Origin of the sequence: Pseudomonas sp. P39-UII1, from assembly GCF_039672635.1 — a bacterium.
In the GTDB taxonomy this organism is placed as follows: domain Bacteria; phylum Pseudomonadota; class Gammaproteobacteria; order Pseudomonadales; family Pseudomonadaceae; genus Aquipseudomonas.
This window is the reverse complement of sequence record NZ_JBDFPP010000019.1, coordinates 1-24,559: the sequence shown is the minus strand read 5'-3', so window position 1 is coordinate 24,559 and position 24,559 is coordinate 1. Positions and strand designations below refer to the sequence as shown.

The 24,559-nt window shown below is 58.0% G+C and carries 14 protein-coding genes and 1 other RNA gene; 12 read left to right on the top strand and 3 right to left on the bottom strand.

The window, feature by feature from the left end:
• Positions 1-60 precede the first annotated feature (60 nt).
• The 11 genes from ABEH27_RS20495 to ABEH27_RS20445 all read left to right on the top strand — a co-directional run bounded on the left by ABEH27_RS20495 (position 61) and on the right by ABEH27_RS20445 (position 14,244).
• The gene (locus tag ABEH27_RS20495) at positions 61-2,871 is read left to right on the top strand and encodes an FAD-binding and (Fe-S)-binding domain-containing protein (RefSeq protein WP_346615313.1); all 2,811 of its coding nucleotides are present in this window, start codon (positions 61-63) and stop codon (positions 2,869-2,871) included.
• 511 nt (positions 2,872-3,382) lie between these two features.
• Positions 3,383-3,652, top strand: a complete 270-nt coding sequence (locus ABEH27_RS20490) for a hypothetical protein (RefSeq protein WP_346615312.1) — start codon at positions 3,383-3,385, stop codon at positions 3,650-3,652.
• 4 nt (positions 3,653-3,656) lie between these two features.
• On the top strand, positions 3,657-3,905 hold the full coding sequence (locus ABEH27_RS20485; RefSeq protein ID WP_346615311.1) for a DUF3077 domain-containing protein: 249 nt from the start codon (positions 3,657-3,659) through the stop codon (positions 3,903-3,905).
• A 200-nt stretch (positions 3,906-4,105) separates the two neighbouring features.
• Positions 4,106-4,399 (top strand): hypothetical protein, encoded by a 294-nt coding sequence (locus tag ABEH27_RS20480; protein ID WP_346615310.1) that lies wholly within the window; start codon positions 4,106-4,108, stop codon positions 4,397-4,399.
• A 95-nt stretch (positions 4,400-4,494) separates the two neighbouring features.
• Positions 4,495-4,886, top strand: a transfer-messenger RNA (tmRNA) gene (gene ssrA, locus ABEH27_RS20475).
• A gap of 187 nt (positions 4,887-5,073) precedes the next feature.
• Positions 5,074-6,330 (top strand): integrase domain-containing protein, encoded by a 1,257-nt coding sequence (locus ABEH27_RS20470; protein WP_346615309.1) that lies wholly within the window; start codon positions 5,074-5,076, stop codon positions 6,328-6,330.
• Between the two features lie 943 nt (positions 6,331-7,273).
• On the top strand, positions 7,274-8,254 hold the full coding sequence (locus ABEH27_RS20465) for an integrase domain-containing protein (RefSeq protein ID WP_346615308.1): 981 nt from the start codon (positions 7,274-7,276) through the stop codon (positions 8,252-8,254).
• Positions 8,251-8,538: a hypothetical protein gene (locus tag ABEH27_RS20460; protein WP_346615307.1), complete on the top strand. Its 288-nt coding sequence runs from the start codon at positions 8,251-8,253 to the stop codon at positions 8,536-8,538. The genes ABEH27_RS20465 and ABEH27_RS20460 overlap by 4 nt, the downstream gene beginning before the upstream one ends.
• Positions 8,539-8,703: 165 nt before the next feature.
• Positions 8,704-10,521 (top strand): hypothetical protein, encoded by a 1,818-nt coding sequence (locus ABEH27_RS20455; protein WP_346615306.1) that lies wholly within the window; start codon positions 8,704-8,706, stop codon positions 10,519-10,521.
• Between the two features lie 455 nt (positions 10,522-10,976).
• Complete coding sequence (locus tag ABEH27_RS20450) at positions 10,977-11,777, top strand: hypothetical protein (RefSeq protein WP_346615305.1); 801 nt, start codon at positions 10,977-10,979, stop codon at positions 11,775-11,777.
• A 1-nt stretch (position 11,778) separates the two neighbouring features.
• On the top strand, positions 11,779-14,244 hold the full coding sequence (locus ABEH27_RS20445; protein WP_346615304.1) for a DEAD/DEAH box helicase: 2,466 nt from the start codon (positions 11,779-11,781) through the stop codon (positions 14,242-14,244).
• 313 nt (positions 14,245-14,557) lie between these two features.
• On the opposite strand, the gene ABEH27_RS20440 is transcribed toward ABEH27_RS20445, so the two are convergent.
• Together ABEH27_RS20440 and ABEH27_RS20435 are read right to left on the bottom strand one after the other, a co-directional pair.
• A complete protein-coding gene (locus ABEH27_RS20440; protein ID WP_346615303.1) occupies positions 14,558-19,438 on the bottom strand; it encodes a type ISP restriction/modification enzyme in 4,881 nt (1,626 codons plus the stop codon).
• A gap of 352 nt (positions 19,439-19,790) precedes the next feature.
• Positions 19,791-21,329, bottom strand: coding sequence for an MFS transporter (locus tag ABEH27_RS20435; protein WP_346615302.1), 1,539 nt, complete (start codon positions 21,327-21,329; stop codon positions 19,791-19,793).
• Positions 21,330-21,728: 399 nt separating this feature from the next.
• Between ABEH27_RS20435 and ABEH27_RS20430 the strand changes: the two genes are divergently transcribed.
• Complete coding sequence (locus tag ABEH27_RS20430; RefSeq protein WP_346615301.1) at positions 21,729-22,592, top strand: LysR family transcriptional regulator; 864 nt, start codon at positions 21,729-21,731, stop codon at positions 22,590-22,592.
• A 16-nt stretch (positions 22,593-22,608) separates the two neighbouring features.
• Here the strand turns inward: ABEH27_RS20430 and ABEH27_RS20425 are convergent, their stop codons facing one another.
• Positions 22,609-24,000, bottom strand: coding sequence for an amino acid permease (locus ABEH27_RS20425; protein WP_346615300.1), 1,392 nt, complete (start codon positions 23,998-24,000; stop codon positions 22,609-22,611).
• Between the last annotated feature and the right edge of the window lie 559 nt (positions 24,001-24,559).

Below are 24,559 nucleotides of genomic sequence, written 5' to 3'. Positions count from 1 at the left end.
GCTGCCTGAATGACCGGGGCACACGGCGCGCCAGACGCCGTGGCCCCGCGAGGAGATTGCATGAGCCTGCCCGCCGCATTCCTGCGTGATGCCGAGCGCCTGATACCCGCCGAACGCCGTTTCGACGACCCTACCTCGACCCTGGCCTTCGGCACCGACGCCAGCTTTTATCGGCTGATCCCCAAGCTGGTGGTGCGCGTGGAGTCCGAGGACGAAGTGGTCGGGTTGCTGCACCTGGCCCAGCGCGAGCGCGTGCCGGTCACCTTCCGCGCCGCAGGCACCAGCTTGTCTGGCCAGGCCATCAGCGACTCGGTGCTGATCGTGCTCGGCGACAACTGGGGCGGCAAGGAAATCCGTGGCCAGGGCGAGCAGATCCGCCTGCAACCCGGCGTCATCGGCGCCCAGGCCAATGCCTGGCTGGCCCCGTTCGGTCGCAAGATCGGCCCAGACCCGGCCTCGATCAACGCCTGCAAGATCGGCGGCATCGTCGCCAACAACGCCAGCGGCATGTGCTGCGGCACCGCGCAGAACACCTACCACACCCTGGCCGGCCTGCGCCTGGTGCTGGCTGACGGCACCCGCCTGGACAGCGAAGACCCGGCCAGCGTGGCGGCCTTCGAAAGCAGCCATGCCGACCTGCTCGCCGCCCTCGCCCGGCTGGGCCGCGAAACCCGCGCCAACACCGAGTTGGCCGACCGCATCCGGCATAAATACCGGCTGAAGAACACCACCGGCCTGTCACTCAATGCACTGGTGGACTACGACCAGCCGCTGGATATCCTGCAGCACCTGCTGGTCGGTTCCGAAGGCACCTTGGGCTTCATCAGCGCCGTCACCTACGACACCGTGCCCGACCACCCGCACAAGGCCAGCGCACTGCTGGTATTCCCCAGCGTCGAAAGCTGCTGCCGCGCAGTCACCGTGCTCAAGCGCCAGCCGGTTTCTGCCGTTGAACTGCTCGACCGCCGCAGCCTGCGCTCGGTGCAGAACATGCCCGGCATGCCGCTGTGGGTAAAAGGCCTGTCGGCCAACGCCTGCGCCCTGCTGATCGAGTCCCGCGCTGCCAGCCAGTCGCTGCTGCACGAGCAACTGCAACAGGTCATGGCCTCCATCGGCGAATACCCCCTGGAGCAGAAGGTCGAGTTCAGCGAAGACCCAGCGGTGTACAACCAGCTGTGGAAAATCCGCAAGGACACCTTCCCCGCCGTCGGCGCCGTGCGCCAGACCGGCACTACCGTCATCATCGAAGACGTGACTTTCCCCGTCGAACAATTGGCCGAAGGCGTCAACCGCCTGATCCAGCTGTTCGACAAGCACCGCTACGACGAGGCGATCATTTTCGGCCACGCGCTGGAAGGCAACCTGCACTTCGTCTTCACCCAGGGCTTCAACAGCGCCGAAGAAGTGGCGCGCTACCAGGCCTTCATGGACGACGTGGCGCAGCTGGTGGCGGTGGAATTCGGCGGCTCGCTCAAGGCCGAACACGGCACCGGGCGCAACATGGCACCGTTCGTGGAGCTGGAGTGGGGCCATGATGCCTACCAGCTGATGTGGGCGCTCAAACGCCTGCTCGACCCCAACGGCATCCTCAACCCCGACGTGGTATTGAGTGAAGACCCCGCCATTCACCTCAAGCACCTGAAGCCGCTGCCAGCCGCCGACGAAATCGTCGACAAATGCATCGAGTGCGGCTTCTGCGAACCGGTGTGCCCGTCCAAGGGCCTGACCCTCAGCCCCCGCCAGCGCATCGTCATGTGGCGTGACATTCAGGCGAAAAAACGCGCCGGCATCGACACCCGCGAACTGCTGCAGACCTACCAGTACCAAGGCATCGACACCTGCGCCGCCACCGGCCTGTGCGCCCAGCGCTGCCCGGTCGGCATCAACACCGGCGAGCTGGTGAAGAAGTTGCGCGCCCAGGCGGCCGATCACGCAAAAACCGCCGACTGGCTGGCCGACCACTTCGCCACCGCGCTGGGCGGCGCCCGCCTGACCCTGACTACCGCCAACACCGCCCGCAAGCTGCTGGGCGCCCCACGCCTGGGCCGCCTGAGCGCGGCCTTGAGCAAGGCGAGTAAAGGCCGCCTGCCGCAGTGGACCCCGGCCATGCCACAACCGCTGCGCAGTATCGACTTCGGCCCCGCGAGCAACGACGCCCGCCCCCGCGTGGTGTACCTGGCCGCCTGCGTATCGCGGGTAATGGGCCCGGCCTTCGCCGACCGCGAGCAAAGCTCACTGCTCGACAAGACCCGCGCCCTGCTGGAAAAAGCCGGTTACCAGGTGGTGTTCCCCGACAACGCCGACAGCCTCTGTTGCGGCCAGCCGTTCGCCTCAAAGGGCTACCCCGAGCAAGCCGAGCACAAGCGCCAGGAGCTGATCAACGCCCTGCTGCACGCCAGCCGCGGCGGCCTCGACCCGATCTACTGCGACACCAGCCCCTGCACCCTGCGCCTGGTACAGGACCTGGGCGACACCCGCCTCGACCTGTACGACCCGGTGCGCTTCATCCGCACCCACCTGCTGGACAAACTGGAGTTCACCCCGCAGGAAGAGCCTGTAGCCGTGCACGTGACCTGCAGCACCCAGCACCTGGGCGAAAGCCAGGCACTGATCGACCTGGCCCGCCGCTGCAGCAAGCAAGTGGTGATACCAGAAGGTATTCATTGCTGCGGGTTTGCCGGAGACAAAGGCTTTACCACCCCGGAGCTCAACGCCCATTCGCTGCGCAGCCTCAAGGATGCGGTGCAATATTGCAGCGAAGGCATCTCCACCAGCCGCACCTGCGAGATCGGGTTGTCCACCCACAGCGGCATCGACTATCACGGCCTCGTCTACCTGGTAGACCGCGTCACCCGCCCACGCACTATCTAACGTCTGGCACGGTCCATTGTGGGAGCGGGCTCGCCCCGCGAATCGAGGGCAAAGCCCTCGCCCACGCCCTCCAGCCGTAAGACATTCCCAAACCCGGGCACCCGCCGGCGCATTATCCAACGTCTGGCATCGTCCATTGTGGGAGCTGGCTTGCCTGCGATCGAGGGCAAAGCCCTCGCCTACGCCCTCCAGCCGTAAGACATTTCCTAACCTGCAACCAAATGCTTCAGTTCAGGCCGCGTGTCGAATTATCCTACGAGCTTGTCGGAAGTCGCTGCATTGTCGGTGGAATAACCCAGAGATAAGGTTTCCCCGTCGCCCTACAAGGTGACCGGGCGTGAGAAACCCGACTTCACGACTTGCGGCAGTTCGTTATGGCAGCCGTACGCAGGCAGACTTCGGTCTGGCCGAGTGCTCGTGTCTCGGATTTCTCACCCTCGTACGGTTGCCACCTTTATCTCGTGAGAAAGGATGCAGGTGGTGATGTCATTCACTACACGAGCATCTCATCATGAAGAAAATCGTACCCGACCCACCCCGCCTGCGCATCATCGCCAACCCCTACTTCTCCATCCACAGCGACATGCCCACACCCGATGCACTCGCTCACGCCAGCGAACTGCTGCGCGGCGTTGCCGAAACCATCGACGAACACTGCCGCACCCACGCCGGCGAACCCGGCCTGAACATGCTCAGCAACGCCGCCCACGCCTCCGAAACCTCCCGAGCGCTGATCGAGCACGCCTTGACTGATCTCTACAACACGCAAAGGCAGAGGTGACCCCATGCATGAGGAACTGAAAAAGATCACCACCGCAGGCAAGGAATCATTCGACCTCTTCCGCCTGCAACCCGGCGTCCCCTTCGACCACGCCTTCAGCCAGCTGTCCGTCCTGCTCGGCTGCATCCGCCACCTCACCACCGAAGCCGAAATGGAAAACGACCGCCAAGCCGGCAGCGCGGCGCGCATCCTCAGCGAGATGGCCAAGGCGCTCATCGACGACATGGAACGCGGCCTGACCAAACCTCACTAACCGCCACCCCGCCCCCACAGGCCCAGCACATCCATCCTGTGGGGGCAGGCTTGCCCCGCGAATCGAGGGCAAAGCCCTCGCCCGCAACATCCCGCCACACACAGTCATGTCCCCTAGCCAGCACGCCGATTGAACCCACGCCAAACCCCAGCAGTCCACCCTTACAGGCCCACCTTCCAGAGGCCTTCAAGGAGACACCCATGAAAGGTACCGCGCTTTCGGCCCTCTTCGCGGCCGCTACCCTCCTGGCTTCCCCGGTGTTCGCTGCCGACGACCTCTGCACCAGCAACCTGCAGAAGATCGACGACAGCATGGCCACCGCCGGCGCCACATCAGAAGGCCTGGACAAGGCCCTGACCGAACAAGTCGACAAAGCCAAGGCCGCCCAAGCCTCCGGCGACACCAAAGAATGCATTGCCATCACCAGCAAAGTGCTCGAACGCCTGGAAAAAACCGAGAAAGGCAGCGGCTCCGCCGGCGGCAGCGGTGCCTGAACTGAAGCGGGCGGCGACATGCTGTCGACGCCGCCCGCTTTAGCGCGTATACTCAGCCCACGTGCCGAAAGGTACGGTCAGCTAGAGCTGAGTGTGGGGCCGATTAGGATTCGACGCCGGTAGCGAAACTCTAGGTGCATGCCGAGTTGGTAACAGAACTCGTAAATCCACTGTTGCAACTTTCTATAGTTGCCAATGACGAAAACTACGAGGGTTACGCTCTCGCTGCGTAAGCAGCTGAGCCCGCTCTCCTGGTAGCTTCGGCTCCAGCAATCATCAGGGGATGCCTGTAAACCCGAAATGATTGTCATACAGAACAGGATCGTCGTGTAGCACGTTGGGGGCAAAGCGACTAAAACTTACCCAACTCATCCAAAGCACCCTGCCCGTCGGGCGGCTGCGGATTAAATCAGTAGACACGGCTAAGCATGTAGTACCGACAGCGGAGTACTGGCGGACGGGGGTTCAAATCCCCCCGGCTCCACCAAATGATCAAACAAAGACGTCCACGGACGTCTTTTTTTGTGCCTGCGATCCAGTAAATACGCGGCCGCCAGCGGTTTTGCGGTCTTTTGAGAGTTTTTGAGTTCCAACCGTTCGGGTATTCCAGGCGGTATTCCACCTCACCCGGTGCTAATCTTTGGAATACCGAATCAGTGCCTGAGGTCAATCTCATGCCTGCTCAAAACCTCCGCCTCTCCGATCGACAGCTCAAGGGAGTCAAACCCGCGTCCAAGGATTATGTCCTCACGGACGGTGACGGTTTGCAGCTCCGCGTACGCAGCAACGGCTCGTTGCTGTGGAATTTCAACTACCGCGAACCAGTGACCAAGAAGCGCATCAACATCGGCTTCGGGACCTATCCCGAACTGTCACTGGCGAACGCACGAAAGATGGCAGTCGATGCCCGCGAGCTGCTTGCACAGGGCATCGATCCCAAGGTGCAACGCAACACTCTGAATGAAGCCAAGCGCGCAGAAACGGAACACACCTTCGAGAACGTGGCCACCGCCTGGTTCGAGCTCAAGAAAGACTCGGTGACCCCGGCCTACGCCGAGGACATTTGGCGGTCGCTCACACTGCACGTGTTCCCCGACTTGAAGACAACACCGCTGGTGAAAGTCACCGCGCCGATGGTGATCGCATTGCTTCGCCCAATCGAAGCGAAAGGTAGCCTGGAGACGGTCAAGCGCCTTAGTCAGCGGCTTAACGAAATCATGACCTACGGAGTAAATTCCGGCCTGATCTTCGCCAACCCGCTCAGCGGCATCAGGGCAGTCTTCAAGAAGCCCAAGAAAGAGAACATGGCTGCGCTTCCGCCCGAAAAACTCCCGGAGCTCATGCTGGAGATCGCGAACGCCAGCATCAAACGGACCACCCGCTGCCTGATTGAATGGCAGTTACACACGATGACTCGCCCCGCCGAAGCGGCGACTACTCGCTGGGCAGACATCGACTTTGAAAGGCGTGTCTGGACTATCCCTCCGGAGCGGATGAAGAAGCGCCGCCCACATAGCATCCCGTTGAGTGATCACGCTGTCGCACTGCTGGAGTCACTGAAGACTCACAGCGGCCATCGCGAATACGTCTTCCCGGCAGAAAGAAATCCGCGCACCCACGCCAATAGCCAGACCGCCAACATGGCGTTGAAACGCATGGGGTTCCAAGATCGGTTGGTGAGCCACGGCATGCGCTCAATGGCCAGCACCATCTTGAATGAGCACGGGTGGGACCCGGAGCTCATTGAGGTCGCACTGGCGCATGTCGACAAGGATGAGGTGCGCAGCGCTTACAACCGGGCCGACTACATCGAGCGCCGGCGTCCGATGATGGCTTGGTGGAGTGAGTACATCCAGAAAGCCGCCACCGGCAGCCTGCTTGCCTCAGCCTACGGCCAAGTCAGAGACAAAAATGTGGTGCCGATTCGTTAGCACTGTGCGAGCGCAAGAATTGCGGTAACAACTGAACGTTCGTGACTCGGGGCAAGCAGCCTCGCTTATCCGCTTCTCAGCGCGGGTCCATCCAAACAGGGCTGCAAAGCCGCCCTGTTTGGATGGACCTTATTTTGAAAAGCTAAAAGCCACGACGTTGTCCAGGATTTACCACGGAATTCCACCGGTGGATAACCGCTTTTCACGCCCCCAAGAGCGCTGAGTTTCGGCCCTTGACCGGGTTTATCCACAGGCGTAGAACTGGCCGTGCAAAGGCTGTCGATGACAGCACCCCAGGTGACCCGAACCTTAAAGGTCACGCCGCTCCCGCGGTGGTTCTCCCCAAGGGCGATTCGCATCCGGCAGCTCGCCCGGTCACTACCCATGTGATGGATGCTCTTACACATATAGCGCTCGTGCGCCAACTACACCGTACCTCGCTGCCCTGCAGCAACCTATCCGCTTGGCCGAATATTGCGCCAACCTGTGCCCGTCTCTTTCTTCTGGAAAGAGACGGGCACTTCTACCACTGCTGCAGCCCAGATAGCACGAGGCTTTGCGGCAATCCCCCTCGTGACAATCGGCGTGACAAACGCCGATGTCACCAGCAACAGCCATGTAGATGATGGTGCCGCAGACCAAGGAATGGACTGCACCTGACTGACAGTCAGGCATGCCCCGGTCATCGCATTGCTGCTTGCACATGGCTCAGGATCTCGCGGCACTGGTCTCGTCAGCCAATGCAGCCTCCACCCGCCCACCGATAACGGTGCTCAGGAGGCCAGATCATGAGATGCCCTTGCTTCCGGTCGTACGGAGCCGCCAGTCCCGCGTTAGAGGACACCCCCACAGGCCGCAGGGGCCTTGATCCCTGATAACACTCAGCATTCTTGGCGGGATGACGTGGGGCGAGGATCGGAGAACGGTAGATGAGGTGATTGTGATGGCATTGGTGGGTAGGCGAGATGGCCGCAATTTCGGCTACGGCAGGCAATTGGGTTACGCAGGTCCGCAGGCGCTCAAAGACATGTTCGGCGGCGGTCACTACGGCACGGTGAGGGCACACTGTGATCGGTGGCAGGCATTCGTTAAGTGGTGCCGCTCCGAACAAGGACCCGGTATCAATGATGCGCGGCAAATTAATCGAAAGGTATTGGCCGACTACGCAGCGTATCTGCGCGACATAGTTAAGCGCGGTGATCTCGCCGTCAGCACCGCGCAAAACCGCCTATCCAGCGTTAACAGGACCATGGCAGCGCTTCGCGGTGATCAGCATGTGAAACTGCCAAGTCCGAGCAAGGCGTTGGGTATGCAGCGCAGCGGAGTTCGGCAGTCGGTGCCGCAGGGCCAAGACCGCAAACAGGTTAAGCAGATTGTCGATGTGCTTTGCCGCGATCATCAGCTACGGGCCGCTGCAATCGTTCTGTTGGCGCGAGCCACCGGCATGCGCTTGCGTGAGGCCATCCTAGCCGACTTGCCACGGCTGAGCCGTGAGGCTCACGACCTAGGCAGGATCAACATCCAGGATGGCACCAAAGGCGGCCGTGCTGGCGCCTCAGCGCCACGATGGATTGTGGTAGACCACCATGTTCAAGATGCACTTGGGTTTGCACGGCAGGTGTCACCTGAGGGTAGCCGCAACCTGATTGCGCCAAACGAACGTTACCTGGAGGTTCTGCAGGAGTTTGCCCGATCTGCGCGGGACATCCTACATGCACACAACCTCAAAGGCTTCCATGAGCTACGAGCGGCGTACGCATGTGAGCGCTACGAGCAGATCACCCAATGCCTCGCGCCAATCAATGGTGGCAATTGTTGCCAGGTAGATAGGAACCTTGATGGCGAGGCCCGGAGGCGAATCAGTTGCGAGCTTGGGCACGGTCGGATCGACGTGGTCGCGGCTTACATTGGAGGGCGGTCATGAGTCTGCCATTCGATATGGAGCTGTTCTTGGCTGGCGTACTGACTGGCTCGCACGCAACCCGGCAACGCCATGTGCGGCAGGCGAAAATCATCCAGACTGAAATTGCAGAGCGATGGCAGCGAAAAACGCCTTGGGCTTGGCAGAGAAAGCATGTGACATGGTTCCTTGAACATCGCCTAGATCGACGCCGCGACGCGACTCGGTACTACTATTTACTGACCATGCGGCTAATCGTTCGTCGTTTAGAGAAATCATGGACATTGCCCGCCAGAGGGAGAGTCTGATTTTGATAGTCACTACCGACTTACATACGATCCAAACCGGCCAGTCATTGCTCGCCAACAGCCATGCTCTGTTGAAGCGTATCCATCTAGACAGCCTTAATGGCATTGGGCTACCGTCATCGCTTGATTGACTCCTCGTTTTACCCCTGCCGTAGGGAAACGGATATGATCGATGAGCTTCAAGCCAGCAAATCCTGCTACTTTTACCGCCTAAAAGCTCCGATCACAACGGGCGCGATCACTGCTTTGTTCCGGGCGATTAGGGGTGCCCACCCGTCTCCCTCGAACAACCTTTTCTCTTTCTTACGGCAGCCTCACGGGACATCGATCTGGTCTGCTCTGTGCTTTCAATTCGACAAGACGCCAGCTTTCCTGCCTGGATCTAGCGCCGTGATTGACCGGGTAACCGGATATTTGCTGATCGTCGAGCACCGTAATTACGTCGCCATTTTCAAATCCCAGATCGACGTCCCCGCTGATTTCACCAAGCGGCATCTGCAACGCATCGGCGCCCAGGACGTTGATCGTGGGCTCACCAGCAAGGATTCAGTATTTGCCCGGGTTAGGCTGCGTCATATGACGTTGTCCCGCTTTGCTTTGCGCAGTAAGACGCTTGAGGGCGAGAACCTTCAGAACAATGTGGGCATGGCCTCCTCGGCACGATTTGCCCCGCTGGGTTACAGCTTCACTGAGGCGGACGAGCACTTCTCAACAACACCACGAACCGGGCGGATTTCACTTCGGGCGGATCGTGCAGGGCATCTGGAACTGGTTGACTACGCCTGCAGTATCATTGACCGCCTGTGCCCTCGTCCTGGAAGGCCATCGTCCTCCCCTTTTCTGGCAGCTTTCGCGCGACCGCTGGAGCTATCGGATCTAACGGCTAGTCCTACCCAATTTGCGGTTGATACCGCCATCCTCGGACAGGCCATCTTTGACGACAAAGTTATACGCCTGGTCAAGCGGGACGGAGGGGTGTATCGAGAACTGCCAAAGGTAGAGGTCGATTCGATACTTGCTGAGCTGACAGACGTCTTGGGAGTTGCCAAAAGCGCTGCCGGCAAACTGCTCGTGTCCCAGCTTGCAACAGGCGTCGAAGTGGGTGAAATGGCGATCAACAAAACACGAATCGCTCTGAAACGCCTAGCGTTACCTCTGCTCGCCGATGTCTACGTCGAGGACACCCAGTTCGCTCTAGGGGCGGACGAAGATCGCGCTCTGCTTAAGCAGTTCATCGACAAAGAAAACACATTCATCGTCCTGTTCGACCAGCCCCGGTTTGCTTACCTGGACGGCAATCTTTACCAAGACGACTCTTTGGTGAACGGTGGCAGTCAGTTCCTGGGCTACCTCTTCGGCAATGCAGAGCTGGCTACTGTCACGGATGAGAAAGGTGCCTTTACCGCTGCCCATCATACGTTCGATCCTGACTCCACGTTTGGCGCGGTACTATCGACGGTCGCGCCCGAAGACGACGTCATGGTCTGCGATGATCTCGGTGATGAATGGGCTGATTTTATTGGCTTCCGAACGGACCCAGCCTCCCCAAGAATCACCTTCTACCATGCTAAGCACGGGGAGCTGACTCTCGGCGCCGGCGCGTTCCACGTTTCTGTCAGCCAGGCTATCAAAAACCTGGGCAATCTCAACTTGCCCGCACCGGCCATGACCAAGAAATTCGCTCGATGGAATCGGCTTTATACCAACAACAGGGTGAAGACAAGTATTCATCGCACGTGCCGAGGTACACCCGCTGACTCCCGAACTGCTGTGGACTTTTGCAGGAGTGCCCCTCACACCTTCAAACGGGTGGCCATTGTGACCTCATCACTGAGCAAGGCCGCGGTTGAGCAAGCGTTCCAAGACATCGAAGCGGGTCACACCGCCAGCCCCTACTTCGTCCAGCTCTATTGGTTGCTGTCGTCATTTTTTGCCGCATGTACGGAGGTCGGAGCATTTGGGTGTGTGATATGCCAAGAATGATGGAACAAGCTCAAAAACGGCGATTCGTTGTGGCATCTCTCGCCAATTGCTAGCTTCATTCCAACTCGCACCTCCGATACTTGCTTGAGCATCAGGGCACCGGTGCTCGGCTAACGCCCACTGTGTGCTGTTGACATTACAAAAGCTTGCCATCAGTGGAATTAGGGACGACTCCATTTTCTTACGGCAACCCATATCAAGCACCTGTATATAAATACAGCCAAGCTATGACCTTCTGACTATCTTCATAAGTTTTATTCAATCTTGTTTACCAACATCCACTGATCACGCTATTTTGCAAGCACGCTGGCACAGTGCCGCTATTGGGGATACTCGAATAGCATTCACATGCGTGCACTGATGCCCAACTGGTGCCCCGTTAATCAGGGCGAGATCATTGATCGTGCGCAGCAACCGCATGAGGACTCTGCGGTTTCGTGCTTGTGGGAAATGTTATGGATGGCGTGAGCTTCAAGCAGGTAGACCAGTATGCTCTGTGTTGTGTTGAAGACTTTTCTGACGAGCTCAAGTTCGCACTTAGGGAGAACCTTACACGAATCTGCCACGGTGCCGACCAAGCTAGCAAGGACAGGGCAATCTACAAATACCCTGCGACGATCAGGCATTTCTGGAACGAGCGCTACTGCAAAAAGCCCTGGGAAACACGGATCGGAATGCTCGGCGAGCTACTATCGCACGTCATCATTCTGAAACTTTTCCCCGATTTCAACGTCGTCTCGCCGTTCTTCAACATGGAAGAAAAGAGCATTCGGAAGGGCTTCGATCTACTACTGTACGAGACCTCAACCAACAACGTCTGGATCACCGAGGTCAAATCGGGTGGTCGAGGGGCTGACAAGACTTCTTGCTCGGCCACCAGTGCGCTGTTGCGCCTGGCTCGGGATGATCTCAAGAAGCGCTTGGCTGAGCCGGAGCTCAATCATTGGCTCAACGCGATCAACGCCGCGAAAAACGCCATCCACAACAAATCCAACTACCGGGACTCCGTCATTGAGATCTTGGAGCTGGAAGGCGATTTAGCTGAAGAAGATGGAGCGACTGCTTCGGACAATAATGTGTTTCTGATCTCTGCCCTGTTTAGCGATGTGTCCCAGGCCATCGCCGAGAAGACCGTATCGAATTTCACCACGAAGCTTGTGGCGGAGGCGGTTTTCAAGACGGTGTGGGTACTCTCCCTGCACAAGGGCACTATGGAAAAGCTGGAAGAGTTCTTGAGGCAGGAGGCGGAGCAGTAGCATGGAAGAGTTGACCATCAGGAAACTGGGCAACACCAAGTTTAAGGATCTGTATTTCCAACTCCTCAAGGGAGATGAATTGGGTAACACGCAGACCGTAAAGCTACTAGCCATCGCCGTGCTGCTCCTTAACCACAAAACCCCCGAAATTCGGCGTCTTGGCTACCGCATCATTCTGTTCTATGGGAACGCCACGGGTCAGTACCAGGCGCTGTACGATGTAGCGCTCGACAGTGGCCTACACCCTGTCTCAGCGGTTATCAGCAGCTATTTTTCCGAAGACGACCACCGCAGCGAGTCGTTTATCAGAAACATCGTGGGCAGCTACGTCGATACCTTCCGTGATCAGGGCATCGTGCTCACTGAGCAACAGGACGCCCTACGAACCTTTGTGCAGTCGGAGTACCGTAAGTCGTCAGTCGTGGTTGCTCCGACCAGCTACGGAAAATCTGAGCTCATCATCCAATCGGTGAGGGAAAATCCGGGGCAACGGGTCCTGATTCTCGTCCCCTCAAAGGCCCTGCTGGCCCAGACGAAGAAGCGGTTGATCTACGCGGACATCGAGGGCTTGGGCAAGGTGGTCACCCACCCCGAGATGTATTCGGTTGAGCGAAATAACAGGGCATTTGTCCTAACTCAGGAACGGCTCAACAGGCTCTTGAACGAGAACGCCGGACTGACCTTCGACATGGTATTCGTCGACGAAGCCCACAACCTGCTGCAGAGCGACCGCAGGAGTGAGCTACTGGCGGCTATGCTGTGCATCTTAGGCGCTCGTAACCCGGAGACGTCATTCAAGTTCCTGACCCCCTTCTTGTGCGATGAACTCAACGTCCGTGTGCGCTTCCTGGACATGATCCCAAGCGGGTTCAAAATCGATGAGTACATCAAGTCTGAGCGCTTCTACATTAAGGACTTCAGGACTGGAAGGGGCCGGACAAAGCTCAAGCTCTATGACCATTTCCTGAATGACTGGATGGAGTTTGATCGGAGGTATGCCAACTGCTTCGAGCTCATCAAAGGCGAAGCACTGTCCAAAAACATCGTGTATGGCAATAGGAAGAAAAGCATTGAGTCATTCGCGGTTGAGCTGGCAGCGGTGTTGCCGCCCGTGGATTGCCCGCTGATACAGACGGCCTGTGCCGAGCTCGAAGAGCTTTTTGACCGACGCTACAAACTGATCGGCTGCCTGCGCAAAGGGGTGATGTACCACCATGGCTCGATCCCAGACACCATCCGCCTGTACCTGGAGAATCTGTTCAGCAGCTCCAAGCAGATGAGGTTTCTGGTCTGCAACTCCACGCTTCTTGAAGGGGTGAACCTGCCGATCGAGCGACTCTTCGTCTTTGATTACTTCAAAGGGAAGAAAACGCTGACGCCATCTCAATTCAAGAACTTGATCGGGCGCGTTAACCGATTCAGTGAGGTCTTCGCGCCTGGCGCTGAGGCTGCGTTGAAAAAGCTGGAGTCCAGCATCTACCTGCTGGGCGTGAATGGCTACACCCGCAACAATGCGGCGCTTGAGACTTTCTACGATAAATCGGTAAACGTCTCCAAAGTAGTCAAGGACACGGTCAGCAACGTTCTGCTTGAGGCCACCAAGATCATCGATGGGAAGGTGTCAATTCTCTACGACGACGCCGTGGCTCGTCTTGAAAATCTACATCCTGGCGTGGTTAAAGACCGGGAGTGTCGGTACGTGACCACTCAGGTGGGCAAGCTACTCATCGCGAACAGCGTCAGTGAAATTGATGTGTTCGCGGAAGAAGAGGCGATTGACCGGAAGATCAAGCGAGCCATCGAGGCGAACGGTGTCATCAACACGGTTGACAGATTAATGCTTGCCATTTCCAAATCGTTCATTGACCACTTCGATAAGAGTCGAGAGTACAGCGACCTAGTACGTCTCAATCAAGAGGCTGCCCGGAATTTCTACGCCATGATTCTGGATTGGAAACTGAAGAAACTCAGCGTCAAGCAGACGATCCGATTGACGCTCGCGTACTGGAAAAAGCTGGTCGAGACGAGCCATAGCGATCACGTGTTCGTGGGAAAATGGGGGGATACAAAGTATCGTGATAGCAACTACGAGAATTGGGTAAGGATCTCCCAGAAGGATGACGGCGAGCGAATCAACCTTGCGATCGTTCGTCTAAAGGACGAGGACGATTTCTTCGACAACAAGATCTTTAAGTTCGTCGAGGTACTGCATGGCGTAGGTGCCCTGGATTCTGGCTTCTACAAGCTCATAAAATACGGTACTGCAGATGACACCAAGATCAAGCTCATTCGGGATGGCTACAGCCATGGCTTGGCGGATCTGATGCTAGAACGCTACCCCGAAACGGTGCGTGCGACTGTAGGCGGTGACATCGAAGTGAGTCCTCGCCTGGTCAACATGATGATCAATAACGATGAAAGCGATCTGTTGATATTTGAAGCCAAGATGAACCTTAAACCAGCCTAATTCTGACCGTAAGGGGGGGGAGGGGGCGGTAAAAATTGGGCCGCCCCCCACAATCCGAGTCGGCTTCCCTGGTGTAAGCAGATGGTGAACACAGCTACCAGACTTCAGCATTAAGGACGATGGTATCCGCGTATTTTCAAGCGGGCGCGATCGCCCTTATCACTGGGGTCTCCATGAACTCTCAATCAAATGAGATCCTTCTGTGACCTACACCTCCAAGCATAACCACCAAACCTTCCCCTGTCCTGCAGGGGAAGAGAGAATCCAGAGCACAAAAACTCACCACTCCGCTCTGAGATGGTTCACTTTTTAATCAAATCTCTAATGACGGCAAACTATTGACGATATTCTGAGTTTTAATACTAACATTGACCACTCGCTGGAACAGCTCCAACGGATACTTGGGATTGCCCATGGTCTCAACTGCCCAGTCATTCGCATCATTGACGATTCCACTGGCCTTGTCAGTACGTACCGCCTGCCGTTCCATCACCCAGTCCAGCGCAGCTTTACCGTTCACCACATAGTCCCAGGCTGCCTCGGGGATGCCTTTGAGGGTGATGCGTTGGTTGTAGATGACCGTGCTCTTGTCGCCCTTCTTAGCGAACTTCATTTTCTCCACACGGTAGTCAGCATTGCTGAGCGTACCCTTGGCCTCGATGGTCAGTGGATACGGCTCGACGGTTTCGTAGTTCAGGTGGAGATCGGCCAAGGCGCGGCCTGCCTTGCTGAAAGCCCAGAAATCGGCAGCTTTCTTCACTGCCGGAATGCGTGGCAACTCTTTGCTCAAGTTATCGGCGTAACGCTCGCGGTAGTCCTGCGAATGGAGGATAGCGTAGACGTAGTAGAACAGGTCTTCTTTGTTGATCTGCTCTCCGGTGTAAAACTTGTGGAAATACGCCAAGCCAGAATCGGTAATGGCATCGCGGCGGCGTAAGCCAGCTTCAAGAGGATCAGAAAAAAGATCGTGCTTGGCAGACTTTGCGCACTCTTCGTAGTTATAGAGCGGTAACCACTGGGTGACATCCTCACCAACAAATTTACTTGGCAGAGTATCTGTTATCAGAGCAGAAAAGAGACCGCCTACCGACGTTATATTTATCGCCAAGTTTTCTTTCCCTGCCCCTGGAAAAATGCGCGGCATCTGGTAAACCCTTTCGTTGAAGCGACGATTGTAATACAACCACTGCTTAGCGAATGGGCGGTACAGGCTAGGAATCATGCACTCGGATTCAAAAACGTAGAGATTATTCCTTGCGAGATCCTGTTTGATATTATGTGTCCAACTGATACAAGTTGGATCGGCATCAATAAAACCATCAACCTTTTCCAGGCGTGCCTTTAGATCCAGCGAGGGATACGCCTCATTGAAGCGCGCGACTTCAGCATTGTAGAATCCAATCATGCGATTCATATTGACCGCCAATTTTTCTTTACTGTAATTGAAGGCCCAAGCATCACGCTGAGTTTTCACACCATTGGAGTAGTTGCCGAAAAGTACTAATGTTCCTTTATCGTCCTTATCGCCTACGACGATGAACTGTCCAAAGCTATCATCACGCTGCTTCAACCAGTCGCCGTGCTCATCAGGATTGATCCGCTGCCATTCCTCGATACCTGCCACGCTGCCAAAACCGGAAATTTTCTCCAGTTTTTCCTCACGGCTGAGATAGTCGCCAATGTCATGGAAATAAATCTGGCCATGATTATGTGCATTGGGATTTTTCACCAATATGGAGATGGCAATAGGGGCACGACTACCGCTACCGAATATCTTGCCGCCTTCCTTACGCGAGGTTTCGCCACTGGTGCGCTGATTTCCGCGCAGATGGAATACATAGAGGCTGGAAAACTCATCCACTAGGCACTTGCGCAAGCCGTCTGCGGTATTGGCCTCCACAAAACCAGCATTTGTAACAAAACCGATGATCCCCGCATCGCCAATACGGTCGCTGGCCCAGCGGATGGAGCGAATGTAACTGTCATAGAGCGCGTTTTTGTTGTTCGCGTCTGAGCGAGCGGCATAGGTTATTCGGATGCGTTCATCTAGGCTGGGGTAAGGCACGTTGGCGTTGTTAGCGTTTGCATCGCCTTGACCAACCGAATACGGTGGGTTACCCACAATCACCCGAATATCTAGCGACTTCTGTCGCTTGCGTCGGGCGCTGTTGTCTTCCAGCAGCGCGTCTACCAGATCATCCTTCTCATACATCTGGAAGGTGTCGGTCAGGCAGATACCTTCAAATGGCGTGTACTCGTCGATCACTTCGCCGTGGTAGGCCGCTTCGATATTGATGGCGGCAATGTAGTAGGCCAGCAGCACCAGCTCGTTGGCGTGGATTTCGTGCTTGTACTTGTGCGGCAGCTCGTCCGGTTTGATCAGGCCCGACTGAATTAGGCGTGTGACAAAGGTACCGGTGCCGGTGAATGGGTCGATGATGTGAACGCCTTTACTGCCAAGGGTCTGACCGAACTCCTTTTGCAACAGGTGGTTAACGCTGTGGAGGATGAAGTCGACCACCTCGACGGGGGTGTAGACAATGCCCAAACGCTCAGTCATCTTGGGAAAGGCGTTGCGGAAGAACTTGTCGTACAGCTCGACGATGATCTTCTGCTTACCCTTGGCATTGTCTATACCGGCAGCACGCTGACGCACGCTGGCGTAGAACTTCTCCAAGGTGTCGGCTTCCTTGGCTAAGTGGTGCTCGTGGAGCGCGTCCAGCACTCCTTGCATAGCCTTGGACATGGGGTTACGACTGGCAAAACTGTATTCGTCGAACAGCGCGTCGAAGACCGGCTTGGTTACCAGGTGCTGGGCGAGCATTTCGACAATCTCGCCATCAGTGATGCTGTCATTGAGATCATCACGCAATTCCGCAGCAAAGGACTCAAAAGTCGCTCTCTCTGCGGTGTACTCCGGGTTCTCCAAAATGCCCTTAATACGGTCGATGTGGGTGCGGGCGATCTTGGCAATGTCGTTGGCCCAGTCTTCCCAATGGTGGCGATTGCCACACTTCTCGACGATTTTGGCGTAGATGGCCTTCTCGATTTCACCAACCTCGTAGGCCAGTTCGGCCTGTTGAGTCATCTGACCTTCGGCATCGTATTTAGCGCGCTTTTCACCAATGCCGTACTGCCCTTTGCCGGCCTTGCCGTTATTGGTACCGGCAGCTTTCTTGGCCTTCTTCTCGGCCTTGTCGGTGATGGCGATGACTTCCATCTTGCGAGGGTCTGAACCAATCAGGTCGAGCTTATTGACCATGGCGTCGAAGCTGTCGTCGTGCGAGCGCAGTGCCTGCAGAACCTGCCAGACCACCTTGTAGGTCTGGTTGTCGTTGAGTGCTTCGTGCGGCTCCAAGCCAGCAGGGATGACAACCGGCAGCACCACATAACCGCGCTTCTTTCCCGGTGCGTTGCGCATCACCCGGCCAACAGACTGAACCACATCCACCTGGGAGTTACGCGGGGTGAGAAAGAGCACGGCGTCCAAAGCTGGCACGTCCACACCCTCAGATAGGCACCGTACGTTGCTGAGGATGCGACAGGTATTGGCAGGTGCTTCGGCCTTCAACCACTTCAGCTTGGCTTCCTTCTGACTGGCATTCATGCCGCCATCAACGTGCTCAGCTTCGCAGGTCAGCCACGAGGCTTCTTCGATTTCCTCGGACTCCTGATAAGCCTCCACTACCGACTGGAACATATCAGCAATGTTGACGGAACTGACCTTGTGTTTTGTGCCCTTGTAATTGGGCGAAATGACCTGGCAGAAGGCGACAGCACGTTTCATCGGTTCATCATCACCGATTAACTGCTCATGCAAGCCCTGTTTAGCCAATGCCTTCCAGCAGCCAACGATTTTCGCCGCATCATCTACTTTGAGCTGGTTGTTCTCGTCCTTCAGCATGTCCTGAAGACGGCGACTGATGGTGCTCTCCTCTACAGTAAGTACCAGCACCTTGTAATCAGTGAGCAGGCCACGCTGAACAGCCTCGGAGAAGTTGATGACAAACAACTCCTTACCATACAGAGCTTCGTCATCCATCGAACAGAGCGTGACTTCGCCGGATTCAGCTTTGACCTTTGCGCTGTCACCGTAGATGCGTGGCGTGGCAGTCATATACAAGCGCTTGGCGGCGCGAATATCGGCACCATCGTGAATCCGCACGAAATTACTTTCGTCGTCATCACCGAAGGTCGCACCTGTGGTGCGGTGTGCTTCGTCGCAGATCACCAGATCGAAGTCGGCCAGGCCATGCTCATGCTGGGCTCGGCTAATCACATCGATTGAATGGTAGGTGGAGAACACCACGCTCATGTGCTCAGTGTCGTGACGCTTGAGCATTTCCGCCGCCAGACGATCCGCCTTGGTCGTCGCCGGGTATCGCAGTTCATGAGTGAAAACCTGAACCACATCGTCCTCTGCCTTGCGCTTCTTCCCTACATCACTGTCGGAGCAGACTGCAAAGCTGTGAAGCGGGGTCTCACTCTCCTGCGTCCACTCTGTGAGCGTCTGTGATAGCAGCGACAGGCTAGGCACCAAAAAGAGTACTCTTTTGTCCTTGCCCGCAAGGCGCTCAGCGATCTTCAAGCTCGTGAACGTTTTGCCGGTTCCGCAAGCCATAATCAGCTTGCCGCGCTCAGCCTCCTTTAGGCCAGCAGCTACCGCGTTCAATGCCGTTTGCTGGTGCTCGCGCAGTTGCTTCTTGGTTTTTAGCGTGATCGCTTTGCTGGACTGGTACTTAGCCCAGTCAATTTGGCTTTCTTCTAGGGCTTGCAGATCGATCTTACTAACCGGAGGCTGCTGACCCAGTAGCGCATCCTCGGCGTGCTCGCTCCAGTTGTTGGTAGTGGTGACGATGACTCGATACGAGAAAGGTGCTTTTCCCGAAGCGGTGAAGAAGCTATCAATATCTTTCTTCTGGATTTTGTAGTCTTCGGCGTAAAGCTTGCATTGGACGGCATGGTACTCACCGGTCCCCTGAGTGCGAGCCACCAAGTCAATGCCCGCGTCCTTACCACTCAGACCCTGCTCTCTAGCCCAATCGGCATAGGTCCATACCTTATCGTAGAGGTCCCTATAGGTCGCTTCGTTACGGAGGTAGACGCAGATCAGCTCCTCGAAATAGGTGCCCTTCTCACGCTCTGTCAGCGCGGCACTGCGGTAGGAGTCTAGAAGAGTAGAGAGAGCGGTCATCAAACGATCCTTAGGAATACTGCCAGCGCCCGCCTGAGGCGCAAAATTCCCGAAGTGTACCAATAGCTAGGCCGAGAAGCTTATGCAGCTGTGCACGCGCTGACGATTCATAGCCGTACCGAACTCATTGGGAACCGCCTCCAACCCGCCAGCCTCCTGAAAAGCGTGAGCACAGTGCCCGTCTCATCATCACGCTTATGCCACCGAATCAGAATACTGGCTTTCCAATTGGCATTCCAACGGTCAGAGTCAATCGATAAAATCTCAATAAATTCAGATAAATAAACAATCTGTTCAAATTACCCCGGCCCACCAAACACGTAAAAGGCACCTGGTAACCCAGATGCCTTTTTTATCCCCGCGCGCTTTGCAATGCCGCCGCCCCCTGCTCCGGAATCGGCCGCCCCAGAAGTACCCCCACCACCACCGCAAATACCAGCGCCACCACCCCCGCCGTCACCAACACCGCCTCAAATCCCCCCGCAAACGCTTCCCGCGCCAACGGCGCCACCACCTCGCGCAACCCCGGCTCAAGCAACGACAACGCAGCCTCTAAATCCCCCGCCGCAACCCGAGTAGCCATACCACTAACCTTCCCCAACTGCTCCGGCGCCACCCCTGCCACGGCGTCCCGCAACAACTGCCCACTGCGCGCCGCCAGCACTCCGCCCAACACGCCTACAGCAATCACGATCGCCCCAAACCGCGTAGTCGTACTCAACCCCGAAGCCATCCCGGTCCGCTCGCGCGGCACACACGCCATGATGTTCTTCTGCGTATCGCCATTCAGCAGTCCCGCCCCCGCCCCCAGCACGATGCTGGCCAACGCGAAGGCGAGGTAACCGCCCTGCCCGACCGCCCAGGCACACAGCAGATTGCCCACCCCAACCAACACCAGGCCCAGGGCAAACACCTGCGCGGGGCTCCAACGGCCTGCGAGGCGCATGCCGACCCGGGGCATCAGCAGCATGGCGATTGCAAACGGCAACATGCCCGCCCCTGCCGCTAGCGCGGACAGTTGCAGCCCGTTCTGCAGGTACAGCGGCAACAGCGTCATCATCACCTGCGCGCAGGCGGCGTAGGCGAACATGCCGAGCAGGGCGCCGATGAAGCGGGCGCTGCGCATCAGTTGCAGGTCGATCATGGGCCGTGGCTGGCTGCGCTCGACCATGATGAACAGGCTGAACAGGAAGGCGCTGATCAGCAGGCGGCCGAGGGTGTCTACGCTGGTCCAGCCGACTTGGTTGGCTTCGATCATTGCCCAGATCAGGCAGCCGAGGCTGCCGGCGAAGGTCAGGCTGCCCATGGGGTCGAGCCGGGAGGCGTCGCTGTCGCGGGATTCTTCGACGCTGCGCAGCACCATCAGGGCGAGCACGGCCACCAGCGGCAGGTTGATGTAGAAGATCCAGCGCCAGCCGAGGGTGCTGGCGATTACGCCGCCGAGCAGTGGCGCGAAGGTGATGGTCGCGCCCATGCAGGCGCCCCAGAAGGCCCAGGCGCGCATGCGTGCCTGGGGTTCGTGGAAGCGGTGGCCGATGGCGGCCAGTGCTGCGGTCAGCAGCATGGCGGCGCCGATGCCTTTGGCGGCACGGGCGAGGTCGAGGAACAGTAGGCTTGGGGCGGCGCCGCAGGCAAGGGAGGCGGCGCCGAACACGGCCAGGCCAAGCAGCAGCATGCGCTGGCGGCCGAAGCGGTCGGCCAGGCTGCCGGCGGGTAGCAGGCAGGCGGCGAAGGCCAGCAGGTAGGCGCTGACGACCCATTCGATATCGGCGAACGAGCCGGACAGGTCGCGGGCGATGCTGGGCAGGCTGACGGCGACGATGTTGGTGTCGAGGATGATCAGGGCGCAGACCAGGGAGGCGGTCAGTAGCGTGAAACGCGCAGAGGGCATGGTGGGGCTCCAAAAGGCAGGGCGGGTTGCCTTGGGGAACGGTTGTTGCTTTTGAGATCGCTGGGGCCGCTGCGCGACCCATCGCCGGCAAGCCAGCTCCTACCTTTACAGCAGCGTGTGCAAGATCGGCGCTTTACTGTGGGAGCTGGCTTGCCGGCGATGGGGCGCGCAGCGGCCCCGGCAATCTCAAAGGCAAGCTGTACCGCCAAGACACCCGCCTTTTGATGTTGGCTTCACCTTAACGCCGCCACCCCAAAAGATTGTTAGCTCCAGCGGCCGGCATCATTAGCTTGCAGGTAACAGCACGCGTGAAACCGCTAACGCCGCCGGCCAGTTCCCTTGTGGTGCTCAGCCCTGTACAAGTGTTTCAAGAAGCGAAACCCACAGGTCACCCGCACCATGGAAATCCGTCATTTCCGCTACTTCCTCTGCGTCGCCCGGCACGGCCATTTCACCCGTGCCGCCGAGCAGCTGGGCATCGCCCCGCCGACCCTCAGCCGGCAGATCCAGGACATGGAACGCGAGCTGGGTGTGCGGCTGTTCGAGCGCAATCAGCGCGAGGTCAACCTGACGGCGGCCGGGCAGGCGCTGTTGATCGAGGCCGACCAGGCGGTGCGCCAGTTCGATGCCGCGCAACTGGGGGCGCAACGTGCGGGGCGTGGTGAAAGTGGCAGCATCGAATTGGGTTACGTGGCGTCGGCGGCCTATTCCGGCATGCTGCAGCGCCAGGTGACCGGCTTCAGCGCTGCTCACCCCGGCGTGCGCTTGAACATTCGGGAACTACCCATGGCCGAGCTACCGGGCATGGTGGGTGATGGCCTGCTCGACCTGGCCTATGTGCGTTCACCGATGGAGTTGCCCGAAGAACTCGAAGCCATCGCCTTGCATCAGGAAGGTTTCGTGCTCGCCCTGCCCGCCAGTTCGCGGATCAACGAACTGCCGCAGATTCCGGCGGCGCGCCTGGCCAACGAAACCTTCATTCTGCCAGAGCAGATTTCCGGCACGCTGGAGGCCGCGGCGCAGGGTGGTTTCGTCCCGCGGCTGGGGCCGCAACCCGGCAGCCTGGTGGCGGTGATTACCTTGGTGTCGCTGGGGCAAGGGATTGCGGTGGTGCCAGAGTCGGTGGTGCAGCGCATCAGCCTGCCACAGGTGAACTACCGGCGGATCGCCGACAGTGAAGCCAGTTCGTGGTTGAGCCTGCTCCACCGGCGCTTCGAGAAAGCGCCAGCGGTGAACAGGTACATCGAGATGATGGGTGGCTAGCGCTGGGTGAACCCAATCACCCCACCGAACGCGCCGCCACTGCCTGCGCATGCCCCCGCGAGGTCACGATGCCGAGGAACGAGATCACGATCGCCAGCCCCAGCGTCGAACTCACCTCCGCCCGGTGCTCTGGCGTGTACATCATCACCGCCAGCGCCCCGGCGATGAAGATGATTACCGCCCAGGTCAGCCATGGGAACAGCCACATACGGAATTTCAGCTGGGCGTTCTCGCGCTCCAGGCGGCGGCGCATGCGCAGCTGGGAGATGGCGATGACCATGTACACCAGCAAGGCGATGGCGCCGGAGCTGGCCAGCAGGAACTCGAACACGCCCTTGGGTGCGAAGTAGTTGAGCACCGCGATGGCAGCGCCGATCAGCGTGCTGCCGAACACCGCAGCGCGTGGCACGCCGACCTCGGAGGTGTGCTTCAGGAAGGCCGGGGCGTCGCCGCGCTTGGCCAGCGAATACATCATGCGCGAGGCGATGTAGATCGACGAGTTCATGCAGCTGGTCACCGCCACCAGGACTACCAGGTCGACCAGGAAGCCGGCGTTGGGGATGTTCATGATTTCCAGTGCACGCTGGTACGAGCCCACCACTGCCAGCTGCGGGTCGTTCCACGGCACGATCGAGATGATCACGAAGATCGACAGGATGTAGAAGGTGCTGATGCGCCAGATCACCGAGCGGGTCGCCTTGGCGATGTTGCGCGAGGGGTCGCTGGATTCCGATGCGGCAATGGTCACGGCCTCGGTGCCGATGAAGCTGAACATCACGGTGATGAACGCACCGATCACGGCAGACCAGCCGTTCGGCGCAAAGCCGCCGTAATCCTTCATCAACCCGCTCAGGCCGCTGACTTCGCGGTCGGGCAGCCAGCCCATCAGGGCCGCGAAGCCGGCGCCGATGAAGCAGAGAATGGCCGTGACCTTGAGGATGGCGAACCAGAACTCGAACTCACCGTACTTGGCCACGCTGAACAGGTTGGTGCCGGCCAGCAGCAACACCGAAGCCAGGGCGAAGATCCAGCTGTCCAACTGCGGGAACCAGGCGTTAAGCACATGCCCTGCGGCCAGCGCTTCGATCGGGATCACCAGCACCCAGAACCACCAGTACAGCCAGCCGATGGTGTAGCCGGCCCAGCGGCCAATGGCCTGGTCGGCGTAGGTGGAGAACGAGCCGGTGTCAGGGTGCGCGACGGCCATTTCGCCGAGCATGCGCATCACCAGCACTACCAAGGTGCCGGCCACGAAGTAAGAAACAATGGTGGCTGGCCCGGCCGCCGCAATGGCGTGCCCGGAGCCGACGAATAGTCCGGCACCGATGATGCCCGCGATGGACAGCATCGTTACATGACGTGGCTTGAAACCTTGTGCAAGGTTGCCATCAGATCCCACGGTGTTCATTGATGTTGTTCTCTTTTTGCTGACACAAGGAAGGACGGGCAGGCGTAGGCGAAAATATCTCCTTTGAAATCAATAAGTCGACACCTTGTATGCGCACTGTTGTTGATCTTTGGCACGCGTCACAGCGCAAGGTGTCAGTGCAATTCGGGTTTCATTTAAGCCCCGTGAGGCTGTGGGAAATTACACGAGAACGCCTCGGAACTGTTCGATCACGACAGCGCATTTCCATAAACGCCAGATGTCGTGAATGGCGTATCCAAATGCGCCTGCTGGCCAATTGAAGGTTCCGTTTTTCATCTGGATATGCGTTGTGCCGGCCGGCCTCTTCGCGGGGCAAGCCCGCTCCCACATAGGTATTGCACTGCTTCCAAGGGCAGTGGTGTACCTGTAATCCCACAGGTACTGCACTGCTCTCAGGGGCAGTGGTGTATCTGTGGGAGATTCTATGGCAGCAGACAACTTCTCTGAGGAAGTAGCCACACGGCATTTTTCAATGCCTCCAGGCATGGGGCATCGCACCTGAAAAGTCCTTCGAGTGTTTGGGTGCAGCTTGGGGGCC